The following is a 17050-nucleotide window of genomic DNA, read 5'->3' as shown; positions in this document are numbered from 1 at the left end:
ATATAACAAAACCCGAAAGCCAGCGATCTGATTAGAGTCTGGCGTACGCAGGAGACGATGATGGAAAAAGAGACTACCCCGCTTTCCTTTGATGATTTTGATGAAATTCAGAACCCGGGCCCGGAACAAACCGATTTTGAGCAGGTTGTTGACAGGGCGATCAGCCGCCGTGGTTTTCTCGGGGCTGGTCTGGGGTTCGGAGCTGCAGCATTTGTGCTGGGCACGACGGCTCTCACACCAACAAAAGCCAGGGCATCCAGCCGCTTTTCTTTTGAGCCGGTTGCAGCCAACTCACTTGATACTGTCACTGTGCCCAATGGTTATAGCTGGCATGTCGTGAGTAAATGGGGCGACCCTCTCTGGTCAAAGTCCCTGGATTTTGATCACAAGACCCGTGGAACGGGGGAGAGCCAGGAACTGGCCTTTGGTGACAACAACGACGGCATGACGCTTTTTGCAGAAAATGGCCGGGATATTCTTGTGGTCAACAATGAATACACCAACCGTAATATCATCTATGGTAATCGGGAAAGCGAGTTGCCCGAGACTGCGGATGATATTCGGAAAGGCAAAGCTGCTCATGGGGTGACAGTGGCTGAAATTGCCCAAAAAAACGGTCAGTGGATAATCGTCAAGGATTCTGATCTCAATCGTCGCATTACTGCCGATACACCGATGGAAATTACCGGACCAGCACGTGGACATGCTTTGGTACAAACCAGAGCAGATGTCAGCGGAACACGCTCGCTTGGAACTTGGAATAACTGCGGTAACGGCCGTACGCCCTGGGGCACCTATCTTGCCTGTGAAGAAAATTTCAACGGTTATTTCTCCAGCAGTGATGCCTCTTACGAAGCAAGTGCAGAGCTCAAGCGGTATGGGGTGAGCAATGAAGACTGGGGCTATGGCTGGGCCAGGGAAGACGAGCGTTTCGATATCAGCAAGCACCCAAATGAAGCGAACCGCGCTGGCTATGTTGTAGAAATTGATCCCCGCAATCCTTCTTCCACACCAAAAAAACGCACGGCTTTGGGACGTTTCAAACATGAGAATGCTGAAGTGGTCGTCAATGGCGATGGTCACGTGGTGGTCTATATGGGGGACGACGAGCGCGGCGAATTCATCTACCGTTTTGTTTCCGAAGGAAAATACAGCGAAGGTGCAGACAACAGCAATCTGCTTGAGACCGGTCGCCTGTTTGTTGCCAAATTTCATGATGACCAGAAAGGTGAGTGGCTGGAGCTAACGCCTGAGACAACCGGTATGGCATCGCAGGCAGAGGTCTGTATTCATGCCCGACTGGCGGGGTCAGCCGTCGGCGCCACGACAATGGATCGTCCCGAGTGGGTCGCAGCGCATCCAAAGCGCGCAGAAATCTATTGTGCCCTGACCAACAACAAGAACCGCGGTAAAAAACCTAACGCCGGAGGGGATGATACCCCTGTCGGCGGGCCGAACCCGCGGGCAGCAAATCTCTATGGTCAGATTGTACGCTGGAAACCTGAAAACGAAGATCACACAGCGAAAAGCTTTACCTGGGACCTGTTTGTCATGGCGGGTAATCCCAACAGCCACAAAGATGCCTATGCAGGATCTGAAAATATTAATGCCAACAACATGTTTAATTCCCCGGATGGTATTTCCTTTGATAACAACGGCATGCTGTGGATACAGACAGACGGGGAATATTCCAACGAAGGAGATTTCGCTGGAATGGGCAACAACCAGATGCTGATCGGCGATACTGAAACCGGTGAAATTCAGCGGTTTCTGGTGGGGCCAAAAGAATGTGAAGTGACCGGGATTACCTGGAGCGGGGATCGCAAAACTGTTTTTGTTGGTATTCAGCATCCCGGTGAAGAAGGCAACAGCCACTTCCCTGAAGGGGGCTCTGCTGTTCCACGTTCGGCAGTGATCGCGGTAACCCGGGATGATGGTGCCGTAATCGGCTGATTTGTTATCCTGTAAACAAAGAACCCCCGGATTTCTGATCCGGGGGTTCTGTTATTTATAATAATCTGTTCAGCATTCCCTGATTGAATACTAAGCGATTTTGCCTGCACCGGGTGAGGCAAAATCCGGATGGGTGTTCTGTACGTGATGTTTCTCTTCAACCCTTTTGACATGCAGGTTGGCAAAGAAAGCAATAAGCAGCAGGGCTGCCATGGCATACATCGTCGTGTTGTACAGGCTTGGTGTCGGATCAAGCGTTCCTTCGGGTGCAATCTCCATCAGTTTGGCGACAGTCACCGTTTTGGCTGCAACAAGTTCCTGGAGCTTCTCAATACCTGCGCCAAATTTTTCCTGGAAAACAGCAGGATCAACTTTTGCTGCCAGATCACCGAGGGCACCATCAAGGGAACGCTGACGTAGATAGGTGATGGCGAAGGGGCCGAGAACCCCGGCCGTACTCCAGGCTGTGAGCAGGCGTCCGTGAATGCCACCAACATGCAGGGTACCAAAAACATCGGCAAGGTAGGCCGGAATGGTCGCAAAACCGCCGCCGTACATGGTGAAGATCACCATGGTTGCGCCATAGAACAGCACCAGCCACATGACGGCGGGACTCGCACTGACCTGATTGGCGACAAGGGGGATCGAGAGATAGAGGATCATCCCGAGAATAAAGAAACAGTGATAGGTATTTTTGCGTCCGATGTAATCTGAAAGGGAAGCCCAGATAAAGCGACCGACCATATTGAAGACCGAGATCATCAGAACGTAGGTCGCCGCAAAACCGGCATCCACAATGCCGGGCAGGGTGGAGCCGAAAATTTCGGTCATCATGGTTTTGGCGACACCAATAACCCCGATCCCGGCTGTAACGTTCAGGCAAAGAACAATCCAAAGCCGATAGAACTGTGGGGTCTTGAGCGCCTGATCAATATGTACATCATCGTGGGTAATCATACGCTTGCTGGAAAGATCTTTTGACGGGGCTTCCCATCCCTCCGGTTTCCAGCCGGGGGCAGGAATGCGGTAGGAGAAAGCTGCGAGGATCATGACGATGAAATAGGTAATCCCCAGCGTGATAAAAACACTGGCAACCCCGGTATTCCCCGTCCCGACCAGATAGACCCCTTCAGGGCCTGCGATCGGCATTTTTGCCATATCGGCAGCAGAAGCAATCACAACTTCCGCCTGGGTTCCGGCGACTTCGGCAAAACGCCGCCCGCTTTCGGTAATAAGATTGATATCTGTAACTTTACCCAGATATTCAGGGGCTTGATAAAAGACACCGAGGAGCCAGGTTTTAAGAGGCGCACCAATCATCGCGCCGCCACCAAAACCCATGATCGCCATACCCGTTGCCATGCCACGGCGATCTGGAAACCAGCGTAAGAGTGTGCTGACGGGGGAGACATAAGCCAGGCCGAGACCAACACCGCCGATTGCGCCGTACCCAAGATAAATCAGCCAGAGCTGATGGGTTGTGATCCCGATACTGCCGATCAGGAAACCACCACCCCAACAACAGGCAGCAAGCACACCGACAGCTCTCGGGCCAACACGTTCCAGCCATTTACCGCCAATCGCAGCAGCAAGACCCAGGAAAACGATGGCAGTGGAAAAAATCCAGACGACGGAGCTCAGGCTCCAGTCATCCGCTGCACTGGTAACCACGCCATATTCCTTGATCAGGGGCGTGTTGAAAATACTCCAGGCATAAACCGAGCCAATACAGAGATGAATGGCGATCGAGGCGGGGGGGACGAGCCAGCGGTTAAAACCTGGCTTGGCGATGATACGTTCTTTGGACAGCATGGCCATGAAGCCGGACATGAGTGTTTTCTCCTCAATTATTATTTGTTTATCGTTTCTTCTTGTTCCACCGGAGTTTCGAACTCTTTAATCCGGGATTCGGAATAGGAAACGATCTCCCTGGGTAGCAATTTCACCAAAATAACCAGCTGGGGCATGATTGGTGAAATCAGGGCCTAATCAGCAAGGGGCATGCCAGATGCCTGCTTTCCAGCTTTAGAGCCAGTTTTGTTTATTGGATAAGTTAATTGGAAAATTAAATCGGGACTCAATGTCTCGATAAAATTAATGTCGGGACATTTTGGCCCTATATGAAGGTGCTCAAAGAAATGATTGTCAGCATCGGCCCGTTAGAAATCGGACAGGTCGGTGATGACAAACCAGGGTTGAGCGCGTAGCCTCAGGTGAAAATGCAGGAGAGTGTGTGACTTGGAATCACTAATTCTCAGCTCATAAAAATGGGAAAGCGGGAAAATTGTCCAGCAAGGTAGAAAGAGTGACAGGGGGATATACCGGGAAAGGAAAATTTCCTGCGTCTTCTTCTGGGAAGGTAGAAGGCAAGGTCAGCTTTTCCATTCTGGTTGTTGATGACGAGGCGGGGATCCGCGACTTCCTGCAACGGGCTCTTGCCAAGACCTATAGTCTGGTCGAAGTGGCATCTTCGGCTGAAGAGGCGAGCGAACTGCGCTCGCGGATCCATTTTGACCTGATGATTGTTGATATTTGCTTGCCCGGAAGTTCCGGTGTTGACTGGCTTAAATCTATCGTGGAGCCGGGATGGACATCGGATGTGGTGTTCATGACGGCTTTTGCTGATGTGGACAAGGCAATCGATGCTCTGCGGATCGGGGCGTCCGATTTTATCCTCAAGCCTTTTCGCCTTGAACAGATGATCTCTACAGTGCGGCGCTGTCAGGAAAAACGACGACTGCTGCGGGAAAATTTTGTTCTGCACCGCCGGATTGACAATTTTTATCCCAAAGAGGGAATGATTGGTCGCAGCGCCCCTTTTCAACAGCTCTGCCAGATGATTTCCCGTGTTGCGCCAAGTCCATCCATGGTGCTGATAGAAGGCGAAACTGGAACCGGAAAAGAGCTGGTGGCCAGTGCAGTCCACAAGGAGAGTGGACGGACCGGGCCTTTTGTCCCGGTGAACTGCGGTGCGATTTCATCCGAGTTAATTGAGTCAGAACTTTTTGGTCATCTGAAAGGGGCCTTTACCGGCGCACAACAGGCTCGAGAAGGGTTGTTTTCCTACGCGGATGGCGGGACACTTTTCCTTGATGAAATATCGGAAATGCCCTTGCCATTACAGGCCAAGCTTTTGCGAGTACTTGAGGAAAAAACGATCCGGCCTGTTGGAGGCGAGCGCGAGATTGCTGTGGACGTTCGTATTGTTGCAGCAACAAACCGGGACCTGACAAAAGAAAAGGATGAAGGGCGCTTTCGAGCCGATCTGTTCTATCGTCTGAATGTGGTTACGCTTTTGATCCCGCCTTTGCGTGAACGCAGGGAGGATATCGTGCCCTTGGTTGAATACTTCACACAGGTGCTGGCAGGTCAGTTGGGACTGCAGGACGTCCCTTTTGATCTGAGTGATTTTCGAGAACTGGAAGCCTATAGCTGGCCGGGAAATGTCCGAGAGCTGAAGAATATGGTGGAGCGTTGTTTGCTCCTTGGCAGATTTCCATCTGAGCTGCTCAAGCCGGGAAAATCTGATAATAGCTCTGTGGCGGGCTATCCTGTTAGCTGGACACTTGAGGAAGCAGAAAAAGATCATATCAGGAAAGTCTTGGCACGATCAGGAGAGAACAAGACACAGGCGGCGAGAATTCTTGGTGTTTCACGCAAGACCTTGACCCGCAAACTTCATGCCTGGCAGCAGGGGAGGGAGAGCAAAGATCAATGATCATGCGTCTCTATGCGCTGATTACCCGCAGCCTGCGCCACAAAATGCTGTTCCTTGTTTTATTTCCGGTTCTGATTGTCATGCCGACGGTGATCGGGATGGCCTATCTCTGGAGTAACGATCTTAGCTATCGCCAGTTGCTGATGAAGGTCAACGGAGACCTTTCTGTTGCCCACGAGGCCTTTCTGCGTGCCCAGCAGGATTATCTTGCAAGACTGGGATTAATGGCTGAATCCCATAGCTTTCATCTTGCTTTGGATGAAGGTCTCACTCCAGAACAGCAGAAGCAGAAAGTTGGTCGTCATCTGCAAGAACTCAGAACGAACGAAGGTTTTGATTTTGTGTATCTTGTGGACCCCCGAGGGTGTGACTACTGGGATAGAACTTTCTGTGCAAGAAAGGATAGTCCCTTGTTGCAACAAGCTGAAAAACTGGGGGCAGCTACGGGTGTTGAAATTTTCAGCAGGGATGAGCTGGCGGCAATTAACCCGGCATTACCGCAAAAGATATACCTCCCGCTGATCCCGACACCCCGGGCAAAACCGACGGAACGTCTGATCGAAGACCGGGGGATGGTGCTGCACAGTTATTACCCGGTGAGGGATGAGGCCGGGCAAGACGAAGCAGGAAAAATCAGGGCCTATCTGGTCGGGGGCGTACTGGTGAACCGGGATTTTGGCTTTGTTGATCGTCTCAGGGATATTGTCTATAGCAAGGGCAGCCTTGCCGAAGACAGTCTGGGGACAATCACTGTCTTTCTTGAAGATGTCCGGATCAACACCAACGTTCCGCGTCAACTGGAAGTCCCCAGCCAGCGCGCTCTGGGAACCCGTGTATCCGAAGAGGTCCGCAACAGGGTCCTTGAACAGGGGGAGCGCTGGATTGATCGGGCTTTTGTCGTCAGTGAATGGTATATTTCTGCCTATGAAGCGATTACAGATGTCCGGGGTGAGCGGGTCGGCATGCTCTATGCCGGTTTTCTGGAGGCCCCCTTCAAGGATATTTATCTTGAAGGCTTGAAGAAGCTGTTGCTGCTTTTTGTTGCCGTGACCCTGCTGTCGGTTGTTCTGGCCATGCTGGTTGCCCGTTCGATCTTCCGACCAATTGAGGCCATGGCCAAAGTCATTACCCGCATCCAGAAAGGCGATGACCTGCGCATTGGCTGGATTAAAGCTGAAGACGAGGTGGCAGCCCTGGCGCAGCAGTTTGATGTGATGCTCGACCAGTTGCAGGAACAGCGTGACCAGATCCAGTCAGCTGCCGATGATCTGGAACGCAAGGTAGAGGAACGTACAGTACAACTTCGCAACCGCACCGATGATCTGGAGCGTAACATCGCCTTGCTCAATCACACCCGCGAGCAACTGGTGGTACGGGAAAAGCTGGCTGCCATCGGAGAATTAACAGCCGGGATTGCTCATGAGATCAACAATCCGACAGCTGTGATCCTGGGGAATATGGATCTAATGATCGATGAGCTGGGGGAACAGGCGGGGCCGATAAAACGCGAAACCGATCTGGTGATCCAGCAGGTCTATCGCATTCGCGCGATCATTAACAATCTGTTGCAATACTCCAGACCTTCCGATTATCAGAACCAGGCTATTCCGGTCGATATCAACCGGGTTGTGTCCGATACACTGGTTCTGGTGCAGCATGATCTGGAACGCAAGAAGATCAGTCTGGCTCTCGACCTGCGGTCTACGCGCCCGGTAGAGGGCAACCATCAGCAATTTCAGCAGGTCCTGATCAATTTAGTCGTCAATGCGGTGCATGCAACAGTGGCCGGGGGGCAAATTACCCTGCGTTCGCGTAACTGGCGCGATCAGGGTGTTTTACTGGTGGTGCGCGATAACGGCTGTGGCATCCCCGACGATGTTTTGCCCCGCATTTTTGATCCCTTCTATACTGGAACCAACAGTGGTACGGGTCTCGGCCTGTCCGTAAGTTACGGTATTCTGCAGCGCTACCAAGCAAAGATCGAGGTTCGTTCCCGCCCCGGTATTGGCAGCTGTTTCTATATCTGGTTCCAGCCGGCAGAAGGCAAGGTCATCGAAGGAATAGATGACTTTGATATATTGCTGGAACGGGAAGGGGGAGGATAAGGTATTTTAAACGATTAAAACTTTAATTCCTTCCGGTTAATCAATCAAAATATCAAAAACTTATGTCTCAAGGGTTTTTATGACAAGACGTCTTCCGCCATTGAATGCGATCCGAGCTTTTGAGGCAGCCGCAAGGTTGTTGAGTATCTCCAATGCTGCCGAAGAGCTGTCGGTAACACCTACGGCAATCAGCCACCAAATCAAGCAGCTTGAGGACCTTTTGGGGATCAAGCTATTCGAACGCTCTGGCCGGAATATTACCTTGACCAGACAGGGGGAACGCATATTTCCAGGTGTAACCCAGGGGATGGATAGCCTGGCGGGCGCGTTTGAAGAGACCTATGGCAAGGTTGATCTCAACACAATTACAATCAGCACCACCAGAGAGTTCGCCCGCTACTGGCTGCAGCCCCGGCTAGGTGATTTTTATGAACAGTTTCCATCCCTTGTGTTGAATGTATTCACATCGGAAAGCTGTGTTGACCTGTCTGGTCGCGAGGTTGATCTGGCGGTGAGATACGGCCCGGTGCCGGCCGAGGATTCAGGCGATGTGGTTCTGTTTCAGGAGCATTACATCCCCGTCATCAGGAAAAGCCCTGTTGATTCCAAGGACAAGACAGTCGATATCGCGGATCTGGAAACCAAACGACTTATTGATGTCCGATGGGAAAATGCAACCCTTGCTGCTCCATCCTGGAAAACCTGGTTTGAGCAGAGTGGCAAGGAGGGATTCCATCATTTCAAGCGGATGAATTTTGATTCATATCATCTGGCTTTTGATGCGCTGAAGCGCGGGTATGGTGCTGCTCTTTTAAGCCAGACGATTGTCAACTCGGATGAATTTTCATCTGAACTTGTCCGGATAGAGGGGCCACAGTTGTCTGGTTATTCCTATCGGGTGGTTGTTGCGCCTGCCAGCCAGCGGAAAAAGAATGTTCGTTTGTTCGTGGATTGGCTTTCGGGATAAAACCCCGTTATCCCCGTTATTTGAGACCCCTGAAAACCTGAGATTATCTCATCTATTCCTGAATAGTCCTCATTTGTGGAAAGCTGCCCTGTTCGTCACTGTGGTTTTGTTATCAACTTAATGACCTGAGGAGCCACCATGAAAACGCTATTGCAGATTGATGCGAGTGTCAGAAAAACCGATAATCCGGTTCACAAATACAACTCCATTTCCAAATCAATTGCGCAGTCTTTCATCAGGAGCTGGATGGATCGCGGCATAGACACAAATATCATCCAGCGTGACGTTGGGGTTAATCCTCCCGACTTTATCACAAATGACTGGATTGCAGCCGTTTTCACGGCGGAGGAAGTCCGTACGGAAGAGCAGAAAAGCCTACTGGCATTATCCGACAGCCTGATTGATGAGCTGGTTCAGGCTGATATAATTGTCATTTCATCGCCGATGTATAACTACGGCATGCCTGCCGCCCTGAAAGCCTGGTTTGACCAGATTATCCGGATCAACAAAACCTTTACCTTTGACCTAGCCCGGGGGATTACCCCTTGAGACCGATTTTATCAGGAAAGAAACTAGTTCTGATTACCTCAAGTGGCGAATTTGGATTTCACCCCGGCGGCATCCGGGAAAAAATGAACCACCTTGGTCCGCATATTAAAACCCTTCAGGCCTATCTCGGGGTTGAGGAGGCTTTCGAAATCAGTTCCGAATATCAGGAGTTCGCCGATGATCGTCATGCCTTGTCTGTAGAGAAAGCCCACAAAGCTGCTGCAGAGCTGGCAAACTGCCTTATATCCGATCTAACGCCTGCTTAATTTGCAATGCTTTCATCAGATACATCACTGAAAAAAAAGCCCTCACCGTTTCGGGTGAGGGCTGGCGTCTGGTTCGCTCATTGTTTTTGGAAGGCGGCGGTTTCAGACGTAAGTTGTGCTTTTGCAAGCAGGGTAAAGGGTTAAGCGCGTTCGAAGCCGCGGGCAACTTCCCAATCGGTGACACGGCGGTCAAACGCCCGCTGTTCCCATTCGGCTGCATGGGTGTAATGATCGATCACCTCGTCCCCCATGGCGGCACGCAGCATCTTTGACTGGTTGAGGGCAACGGCGGCACCCCGCAGGTTGTTCGGGATGGAACGGGCCTTTTCGGAATTGTAGGCATCGCCCTTGAACTCGGCTTCGAGCTCGCGCTTGTTTTCGATCCCGTCAAGTCCGGCTGCGAGCAGGGCGGCCATGGCGAGATAGGGATTCAGGTCGGAACCACCGACACGGCATTCGATACGGATTGCCTTGGTGCCATCTCCACAAAGCCGGTAACCGGCGGTGCGGTTGTCCTTGCTCCAGATCGCTTTGGTCGGGGCGAAGGTGCCTTCGGCAAAACGTTTGTAGGAATTGATGTAGGGGGCGAGGAAATAAGTGATATCACTGGCGTTGTGCAGCAGTCCGGCAACATAGTGACGCATCAGCTGGGACATGCCGTATTCAGCCTTCGGATCATGGAACAGGGCTTCCTTGCCATCCGCAGACCAGAGCGACTGGTGAACGTGCGAGGAGCTGCCCGCAGCATCGTTGTGCCACTTTGCCAGGAAAGTCAGGGCTTGACCTTTCTGCCAGGCAATTTCCTTACAGGCGTTCTTGATAAAGGCATGGTTGTCAGCTGAATTGATTGCATCGTCGTATTTGACGTTGATTTCTTCCTGTCCGGCAGAGGCTTCGCCTTTGGAGCATTCAACCACAATACCGGCACCATGCAGGCCGTTACGGATGGCGCGCATGACGCCTTCTTCCTTGGTGGTTTGGAAGATGTGATAATCTTCGTTGTACTTCCCAAGGGTTTCCAGCTTGTGGTAGCCGTCTTTCTGGGCTTCTTCGTAGGAGTTTTCAAAGAGGAAAAATTCCAGCTCAGAAGCCATGTAAGCTTTCATGCCCATCGCATCGAGACGTGCAACCTGCTTCTTGAGAATGGCGCGCGGAGAGTGGGGGACTTCTTTGTGAGTATTGTGATCAAGCGTATCGCAGAGCACAAAAACGGTGCCTTCGAGCCAGGGAACCCGGCGAAGGGTGCTCAGATCGGGTTTCATCACATAGTCACCATAACCAGCTTCCCAACTGGTCGATTTATAGCCTTTTACGGTTTCCATCTCCATATCGGTGGCGAGGAGATAGTTGCAGCTGTGGGTTTCGACATAGCCGCCTTTGACAAAGTAGTCTGCGTGAAAACGCTTGCCCATCAGGCGGCCTTGCATGTCAACCTGACAGACGAGAACGGTATCAATCTCGCCGCTGGAGACGGCACGTTTCAGGTCTTCAAAGGAAAGATTGCCGGACATTGTATTCTCTTATTCTAAAGGTGTTTAAAAAAGGGGTGTCACAGCCCGATAATGGGCTGTGACAGAACGCGGGATTAGCTGTAGCGATATGGCTTGCCAGCTTTTTCCATGGTTTTTGCGTACTTTTTGAAGATCTCGACCACGCGTTTGGCACGATCACTGGTTTCAGCGATTTCGTCCCAGAACTTGTAAGCTTCAGCTTCAACAGTTGCCCACTCTTCATCAGGAATAGTGGTCAGCTGCATTTTGGTGCCTTCGGTACGAAGCTGTGCTTCTCCACCCCAGTACCAGTGCTGGCGGTAGTAGTGCGAGCTGTCCATGCAAAGCTTAAACAGGGTTTTCAGATGCTCAGGAACTTCGTTCCAGCGATCTTCGTTGGCAAAGAATGACCCACACCAGGCACCGGAGATGTTGTTGGTGAGGAAATAGTTGGTCACATCAGCCCAGCCAACAGTGTAATCTTCGGTAATCCCGGACCAGGCGATACCGTCGAGTTCACCGGTCTGCATGGCGACTTCGATGTCTTCCCATGGCAGTGTTACCGGAACAACACCAAAGCGGGAGAGGAAACGGCCCGCGGTCGGGAAGGTAAAGACACGCTTGCCTTTCAGATCTGCAAGGCTGTTGATCGGATCTTTTGTCGCGAAGTGACAAGGGTCCCAGGCACCAGCAGAAAGCCACTTGACGCCTTCAACTTCGTTATAGGCTTCTTCCCAGATTTCATTCAGACCGTACTGGTTGAACAAGACCGGCACGTCGAGGCTGTAACGGGTTGCGAAGGGGAAGTAACCGCCAAAGACAGATACGTCAACGGGAGCAGCAATGGAATCATCGTCGCTCTGTACGGCATCGATCGTTCCGTTCTGCATCGCGCGGAACAGTTCACCGGTCGGGACCAACTGATCCGCATAATAAAGTTCGATGACCATTTCGCCATTGGCAGCTTTGTTAAAAGCATCAATAGCCGGTTTGATCACATGCTCACCCAATGCAGGACCAGCATAGGTCTGCAAGCGCCACTTGATTGTGGATTGGGCATGTACTGCAGGTGCTGCCAATGTGGTAGCGCCAGCGGCACCAACGGTCGCCAGACCTGCTTTTTTCAGAAACTCGCGTCTGTTATTCGTCATAATTTCTTACTCCCTAGTTCAACTTGTTTATCTCCGGACAGAATATCCGGATGGCCTGAAGCTCTTTCAGTTCTTCTTGACTATTCTCACCTAAATTATTTTTAACCTCCTGTATTCGTTCTGTTTTACCTTCCTATAGCAGATGTCAAGACTTGACATATTCTGGCAGCCACAGAGCAATCTGCGGGAAAGCCATAACAACCACCAGTGCTATGATCATGATGATGACGAAAGGAATCACGGAACGATAGATATCGACCAACGAGATTTCCGGCGGTGCCATTGCCTTCATCAGGAACAGGTTGTAGCCAAAGGGAGGTGTCATATAGGCAACCTGAACCGTGATGGTATAGAGAACACCATACCAGATCGGGTTAAAGCCAAGACTCATCACCAGTGGAATATAGAGTGGCGCAACAATCACCAGCATTGCGGTGTCGTCCAGGAACATACCCATCACGATATAGGACAACTGCATCAGGATCAGGATTTCCCAGGGGCTCAGGCCCCATTTTTCCAGAAACAGGCTTTCGATCGCCTTAACAGCACCAAGGCCGTCAAATACAGCGCCAAAAGCGAGGGCTGCAAGAATGATCCACATGAACATACAGCTGATGCCCAGGGTCTGGCGGATGGTTGTCTCCAGTACCTTCATGGTCAGACGTCTACGGAAGACCGCTGCGAGCAAGGCCGCTGTCGCTCCGACAGCAGAACTTTCAACCAGACTGGTAATCCCGGCGACGAAGAAGCCTGTCATGAAGACAAAGATCAGCAGAGGCAGGATACCCGCCTTGAGCAGCGCCAGCTTTTCCCGCATGGGAATGTCACGCTCTTCTTTGGCAAGTACAGGCCCAAGTTCCGGCTGCAGGCGGCAACGTACAACAATATAGATGACAAACATCGCTGCTAGCATCAGCCCCGGGACGGCACCAGCAAGCCAGAGATCACTGACAGGCTGTCTGGCAATCATGCCATAGAGAACCAGAACAACACTTGGTGGCACAAGAATACCCAGAGAACTCCCTGCCTGGATCACCCCTGTGACCATAACCTTGTCGTATCCACGGCGCAGCATTTCCGGCAGGGCAATGGTGGCTCCGATGGCCATACCGGCCACGCTGAGACCGTTCATGGCCGAAATGAGGACCATCAGACAGATTGTCCCGATGGCAAGACCGCCGTGCAGCGGTCCCATCCAGACATGGAACATCTTGTAAAGATCACTGGCAATCCCTGATTCAGACAACATGTACCCCATGAAAACAAACAGGGGAAGTGTCAGGAGCGGATACCAGCTCATAAGTTTCGAGGTTGCGGTAAAGGGCATTTCCACCCCTCCCTGGCCCCAGAGAAGGATTGCAGCAATTGCGGCAACAAATCCGATAGCACCGAAGACACGCTGACCAGTCAACATCATGACCATCATCGTGGAGAACATCAGTAATGCGATTAGTTCGTAACTCATTAAAGTGTTACTCCTCTGGCTTTTGCCAGGTCTTTAAAGAAGGCTGAAGTTGCCTGAAGCAGCATCAGAAATATCCCGATTGTCATGATTATTCTTATGGGGGCGAGAGGATAGGGAACCAGCGTACGGGTCGCCTGACCTGTCTTGACCGCATAAACCGAACTGGATATGGCCCCAATCATCAGGACGACCAGATAAAAAACGAGGAAGATGGATGTAAAGGCATCTGTTCCCGCCTTTCGGCGCGAGGACCAGCGGCTGTAGAACAGATCCATACGGACATGAGCGTTTTCCTGCATGGAAAAACCACCGCCTAGCAGATAGTAAGCAGACATCAGAAACTGGGAAATCGTCACGACAGAGTTGACGGGGGTGTCAAACAGGGTTCGCGAGATTGAAGAATAAAGTAAGATGCCGATCATCAGGAAGATGAGATGCATGGTCACCAGCCCTGTAAACCGGTTCAGCGCATCCACGGCTCGAACGTAGGATCTTATTATACTGAGCATTTCAGTTTCCCGTTTTTATCGGTTTTGTTGTGGGAGCTGTATGATTTTTCTTTTTCCCAAGAGTTTTTTCAGCCTGCAAGATTGCCTGTGCCAGAACCGTCGCCATATCCTGTTGGCTTTCCGGGTCAGTTATCAGATCATTTCTGATTTCCAGCATGACATTCCTGAGATTTCGGGGCAGGGCGTGTTCCGTAAGGGTGTGCGTAACGCCATCCGCAGGACCGTATGGCTCATTAAGACGTAGCACGAATTTATCTGTTTCTGCGGCAAAAGTCTTTATCAGTTCTTTGGCAAAGATATCATCCCGGTCATGAAGGAAGCCGATTTCCACATCGCGTTTCACTCCTTTATAGACAGGGGTGAAGGAATGGACAGTGATCACGACAGGCGACTGACCTCTGGCCTGGAGCTGGTCAAGGCAGTCTGTCAGGGCACTGCGAAAAGGGACATAAACACTGTTTGTCCGCATATCCCGATCAGCCTGGGAAAGATTGCTGTTACCGGGAATTGTGAAGATTTCACTTTGCGCCGGCATGGCGTTTTCGGCTTCAGGTGGACGGTTGCAGTCATAGATCAGGCGAGAAAGTTTCTGTTCCACCAAAGGGGCATCAAGTGCCTTTGACAAAGCCTGGGCAACAGCCAGCGCACCAGGGTCCCAGGCGACGTGGCTTTTGAGGACAGTCTCATCCAGACCCAGGTTGTTATAAGCTGGCGGAATGTAGTTTGAGGCATGTTCGCAGACAATAAGGAAATCCCCGGCACCAGCAAGGTTACTGGTTTCAACCACACTGTTGGCAGAACCGGTGTTTTCTGCGTTATGAGACTCAGTCGACAAATCTGTACCCCTGTTTTTATTTTTGAAATTATATTTTCAGACCTGAGAAAAAAGTCAAGATATTTTCTGAAAAGATATTTTCTTATAATAATGTTGTGGAGAAAATTACACATTTGTGATTAAAGTAGGCGCAGATAGAGAAAAACCGGAGTGAAATCCGAACAGATCGGAACGGGTGGTCATGGATAATGCAGAGAATCTGACGGTTGCAGAACGTATCCGTCAGCAGTTTGAAGACCTGACACGTGCAGAACGTCAATTGGCCAATTGCATGCTGGAAGATTATCCTGTTTCAGGACTGGGAAGTATTACGGCGGTTGCAGAATCTTCTGGAGTTTCCACACCGACAGTCGCCCGTATGGCACGGAAACTTGGCTTTGGCGGCTTTCCGCAGATGCAGGCCCAGCTTCATTGCGAACTCAAGGCGACAATATCCAACCCGATCAACAAGCACGATCTCTGGGCTGAAAATGCGCCGGGAACCCATATTCTGAACCGCTTTGCCGAAGCGGTAATGGAAAATATGCGGCAGACCCTGAGACAAATCAACCCGGTTGACTTTAATGCCGTTGCCCAGTTGCTGTCTGATCCCAAACGAGACATCTATGCCGTTGGGGGAAGAATTACCCGGTCAATGGCGGATCATTTTTTCACCCATATGCAGGTGATGCGAAGTGGTGTGACGCTTATGGCGCCAAATTCGAATACCTGGGCGCATTATGTTTTGAATATGAAAGAAGGCGATGTTCTGGTGGCTTTTGATATCCGTCGCTATGAGCACGATATTCTCAGGCTGGCAGAGGTTGCCAAGTCACGGGGGGTAACTTTTGTTCTTTTTACCGATCAATGGGGATCTCCTGCCGGAAAATTTGCCACGCACAGCCTCAATTCCCGCATTGAGGTACCCTCCGCATGGGATTCNCTTGTGGTGACACTGTTCCTGGTTGAGGCGGTTATTGCTGCTGTGCAAAACGAAACCTGGGATGAAACCAAAGACAGAATGAAAATTCTGGAGGAGTTGTTTGACCAAACCAAGATGTTCAAAAAATTTATCTGAATTTACGAAAGGTATTCCTGTGAGCTCAGGAGCAACAGGAGCTACCCTGTTGAACGGGGGGACAAGCGACTGTCCCGTATGAGCAATATACGCAACAATCCCCCGGTTTGGGCTTGAGTAATTCGAGACAACCCTTGCACTCGTAAAACCATTGGCAAGCATCTGTCGGCATTGTTTCTGTTTCCCTGTGTCCGCAGGCAGGGCAGGTGATTTTCGAAACAAGACTAATCATGGCATGACCTTTTTTCCACGGTCTTTTTCCAAAGTGCGTAGATTGTCAGCAACACGAAAATCAGGAGTGTCGGCAATAGCACAAAATCCAAATATCCGACGAGCCCTGACAATCCTGCTATCCCAAGCAGGATGACCAGTATCGGTGTGAAACAACATAATGCTGCTATGACTGTTCCAATGATACCAACGGTTAGCTGTTTATTTTGCATAGATCCCCGATTATTTTTTTGAACCAACTCAATACAAGGTTATAATTCCTGTAGTGACTACAGGAGCAAGAACATAATGACACAAGCAATTGGGGTTGCTGCTCGATTGAGTGGGGTTACGATTGAGACTATACGTTATTATGAACGTGAGGGAGTTGTCCCCAAAGCGGCGCGGTCTGTATCAGGACGTCGTGTTTATGATAAAGATGCTATAACCCGTCTCCGTTTTGTTAAGCGGTGCCGCGAACTTGGTTTTCCTCTCTCGGAGATTAGATCTCTTCTGGATCTTTATGGTGATGCCTCGGGAAACTGTGATGAAGTCAGGATCATTGGCGCAAACAATCTGAAGCTCGTTCAAGAAAAAATTGCTGATCTGAGGTCTATGGAGGCCGCATTGAAGACACTTGTCGTATCCTGTAAATCTGGCGGCAAAGATTGTCCCATGCTCAAAGATCTGTTTGCAGATTGATTGGGTACAGGCAGGCGGTCAGCACGGTCATGAGCGGTCAGGTCTTGCGCGTAGGGATATAAATCGAGACAGT

16 protein-coding genes are annotated in these 17050 nt (G+C 50.8%); 8 read left to right on the top strand and 8 right to left on the bottom strand.

The features are described 5' to 3' along the window. Positions 1-60 precede the first annotated feature (60 nt). Positions 61-1953, top strand: a complete 1893-nt coding sequence (locus B152_RS0118685; RefSeq protein WP_020593969.1) for a PhoX family protein — start codon at positions 61-63, stop codon at positions 1951-1953. 90 nt (positions 1954-2043) lie between these two features. Here B152_RS0118685 and B152_RS0118680 read toward each other — a convergent pair whose 3' ends face one another. Beyond that, on the bottom strand, positions 2044-3783 hold the full coding sequence (locus tag B152_RS0118680) for an OFA family MFS transporter (RefSeq protein ID WP_020593968.1): 1740 nt from the start codon (positions 3781-3783) through the stop codon (positions 2044-2046). Between the two features lie 454 nt (positions 3784-4237). Between B152_RS0118680 and B152_RS0118665 the strand changes: the two genes are divergently transcribed. The 5 genes from B152_RS0118665 (at position 4238) to B152_RS26240 (ending at position 9558) form a co-directional block, all read left to right on the top strand. After that, positions 4238-5671: a sigma-54-dependent transcriptional regulator gene (locus B152_RS0118665; RefSeq protein WP_211212245.1), complete on the top strand. Its 1434-nt coding sequence runs from the start codon at positions 4238-4240 to the stop codon at positions 5669-5671. Next, the gene (locus B152_RS0118660; RefSeq protein WP_020593965.1) at positions 5668-7776 is read left to right on the top strand and encodes a sensor histidine kinase; all 2109 of its coding nucleotides are present in this window, start codon (positions 5668-5670) and stop codon (positions 7774-7776) included. The genes B152_RS0118665 and B152_RS0118660 overlap by 4 nt, the downstream gene beginning before the upstream one ends. Positions 7777-7855: 79 nt before the next feature. Beyond that, positions 7856-8743 (top strand): LysR substrate-binding domain-containing protein, encoded by an 888-nt coding sequence (locus B152_RS0118655; protein WP_020593964.1) that lies wholly within the window; start codon positions 7856-7858, stop codon positions 8741-8743. 138 nt (positions 8744-8881) lie between these two features. Further along, complete coding sequence (locus B152_RS26245) at positions 8882-9292, top strand: FMN-dependent NADH-azoreductase (protein WP_211212244.1); 411 nt, start codon at positions 8882-8884, stop codon at positions 9290-9292. Then, the gene (locus B152_RS26240) at positions 9289-9558 is read left to right on the top strand and encodes a hypothetical protein (RefSeq protein WP_211212243.1); all 270 of its coding nucleotides are present in this window, start codon (positions 9289-9291) and stop codon (positions 9556-9558) included. Before B152_RS26245 ends, B152_RS26240 begins: the two co-directional genes overlap by 4 nt. A 140-nt stretch (positions 9559-9698) precedes the next feature. Here B152_RS26240 and B152_RS0118645 read toward each other — a convergent pair whose 3' ends face one another. The 5 genes from B152_RS0118645 to B152_RS0118625 form a co-directional block, all read right to left on the bottom strand. Continuing rightward, positions 9699-11069 carry a glutamine synthetase family protein gene (locus B152_RS0118645; protein ID WP_020593963.1) on the bottom strand — a complete coding sequence of 457 codons (1371 nt, stop codon included), beginning with the start codon at positions 11067-11069 and terminating at the stop codon, positions 9699-9701. A gap of 74 nt (positions 11070-11143) precedes the next feature. Then, positions 11144-12199: a TRAP transporter substrate-binding protein gene (locus B152_RS0118640; RefSeq protein ID WP_020593962.1), complete on the bottom strand. Its 1056-nt coding sequence runs from the start codon at positions 12197-12199 to the stop codon at positions 11144-11146. Positions 12200-12344: 145 nt separating this feature from the next. Next, a complete protein-coding gene (locus B152_RS0118635) occupies positions 12345-13664 on the bottom strand; it encodes a TRAP transporter large permease (protein WP_020593961.1) in 1320 nt (439 codons plus the stop codon). Beyond that, positions 13664-14173: a TRAP transporter small permease subunit gene (locus B152_RS0118630; protein ID WP_026261706.1), complete on the bottom strand. Its 510-nt coding sequence runs from the start codon at positions 14171-14173 to the stop codon at positions 13664-13666. Before B152_RS0118630 ends, B152_RS0118635 begins: the two co-directional genes overlap by 1 nt. A gap of 1 nt (position 14174) precedes the next feature. Further along, a complete protein-coding gene (locus B152_RS0118625) occupies positions 14175-15008 on the bottom strand; it encodes an N-formylglutamate amidohydrolase (RefSeq protein WP_020593959.1) in 834 nt (277 codons plus the stop codon). 181 nt (positions 15009-15189) lie between these two features. On the opposite strand from B152_RS0118625, the gene B152_RS0118620 reads away from it, so the two are divergent. Further along, on the top strand, positions 15190-16065 hold the full coding sequence (locus B152_RS0118620) for a MurR/RpiR family transcriptional regulator (protein ID WP_020593958.1): 876 nt from the start codon (positions 15190-15192) through the stop codon (positions 16063-16065). A 25-nt stretch (positions 16066-16090) separates the two neighbouring features. Here B152_RS0118620 and B152_RS26560 read toward each other — a convergent pair whose 3' ends face one another. Together B152_RS26560 and merF are read right to left on the bottom strand one after the other, a co-directional pair. After that, positions 16091-16297: a GDCCVxC domain-containing (seleno)protein gene (locus B152_RS26560; RefSeq protein WP_083921944.1), complete on the bottom strand. Its 207-nt coding sequence runs from the start codon at positions 16295-16297 to the stop codon at positions 16091-16093. Further along, positions 16290-16508 carry a mercury resistance system transport protein MerF gene (gene merF, locus B152_RS0118615; RefSeq protein WP_020593957.1) on the bottom strand — a complete coding sequence of 73 codons (219 nt, stop codon included), beginning with the start codon at positions 16506-16508 and terminating at the stop codon, positions 16290-16292. The genes B152_RS26560 and merF overlap by 8 nt, the downstream gene beginning before the upstream one ends. A gap of 76 nt (positions 16509-16584) precedes the next feature. On the opposite strand from merF, the gene B152_RS0118610 reads away from it, so the two are divergent. Beyond that, positions 16585-16977 carry a MerR family transcriptional regulator gene (locus B152_RS0118610; RefSeq protein WP_020593956.1) on the top strand — a complete coding sequence of 131 codons (393 nt, stop codon included), beginning with the start codon at positions 16585-16587 and terminating at the stop codon, positions 16975-16977. The last annotated feature ends 73 nt before the right edge of the window (positions 16978-17050 follow it).

The sequence above is a fragment of the Kiloniella laminariae DSM 19542 genome, from assembly GCF_000374005.1.
Lineage (GTDB): Bacteria > Pseudomonadota > Alphaproteobacteria > Kiloniellales > Kiloniellaceae > Kiloniella > Kiloniella laminariae.
This window is presented reverse-complemented; position numbering and strand designations above follow the sequence as displayed.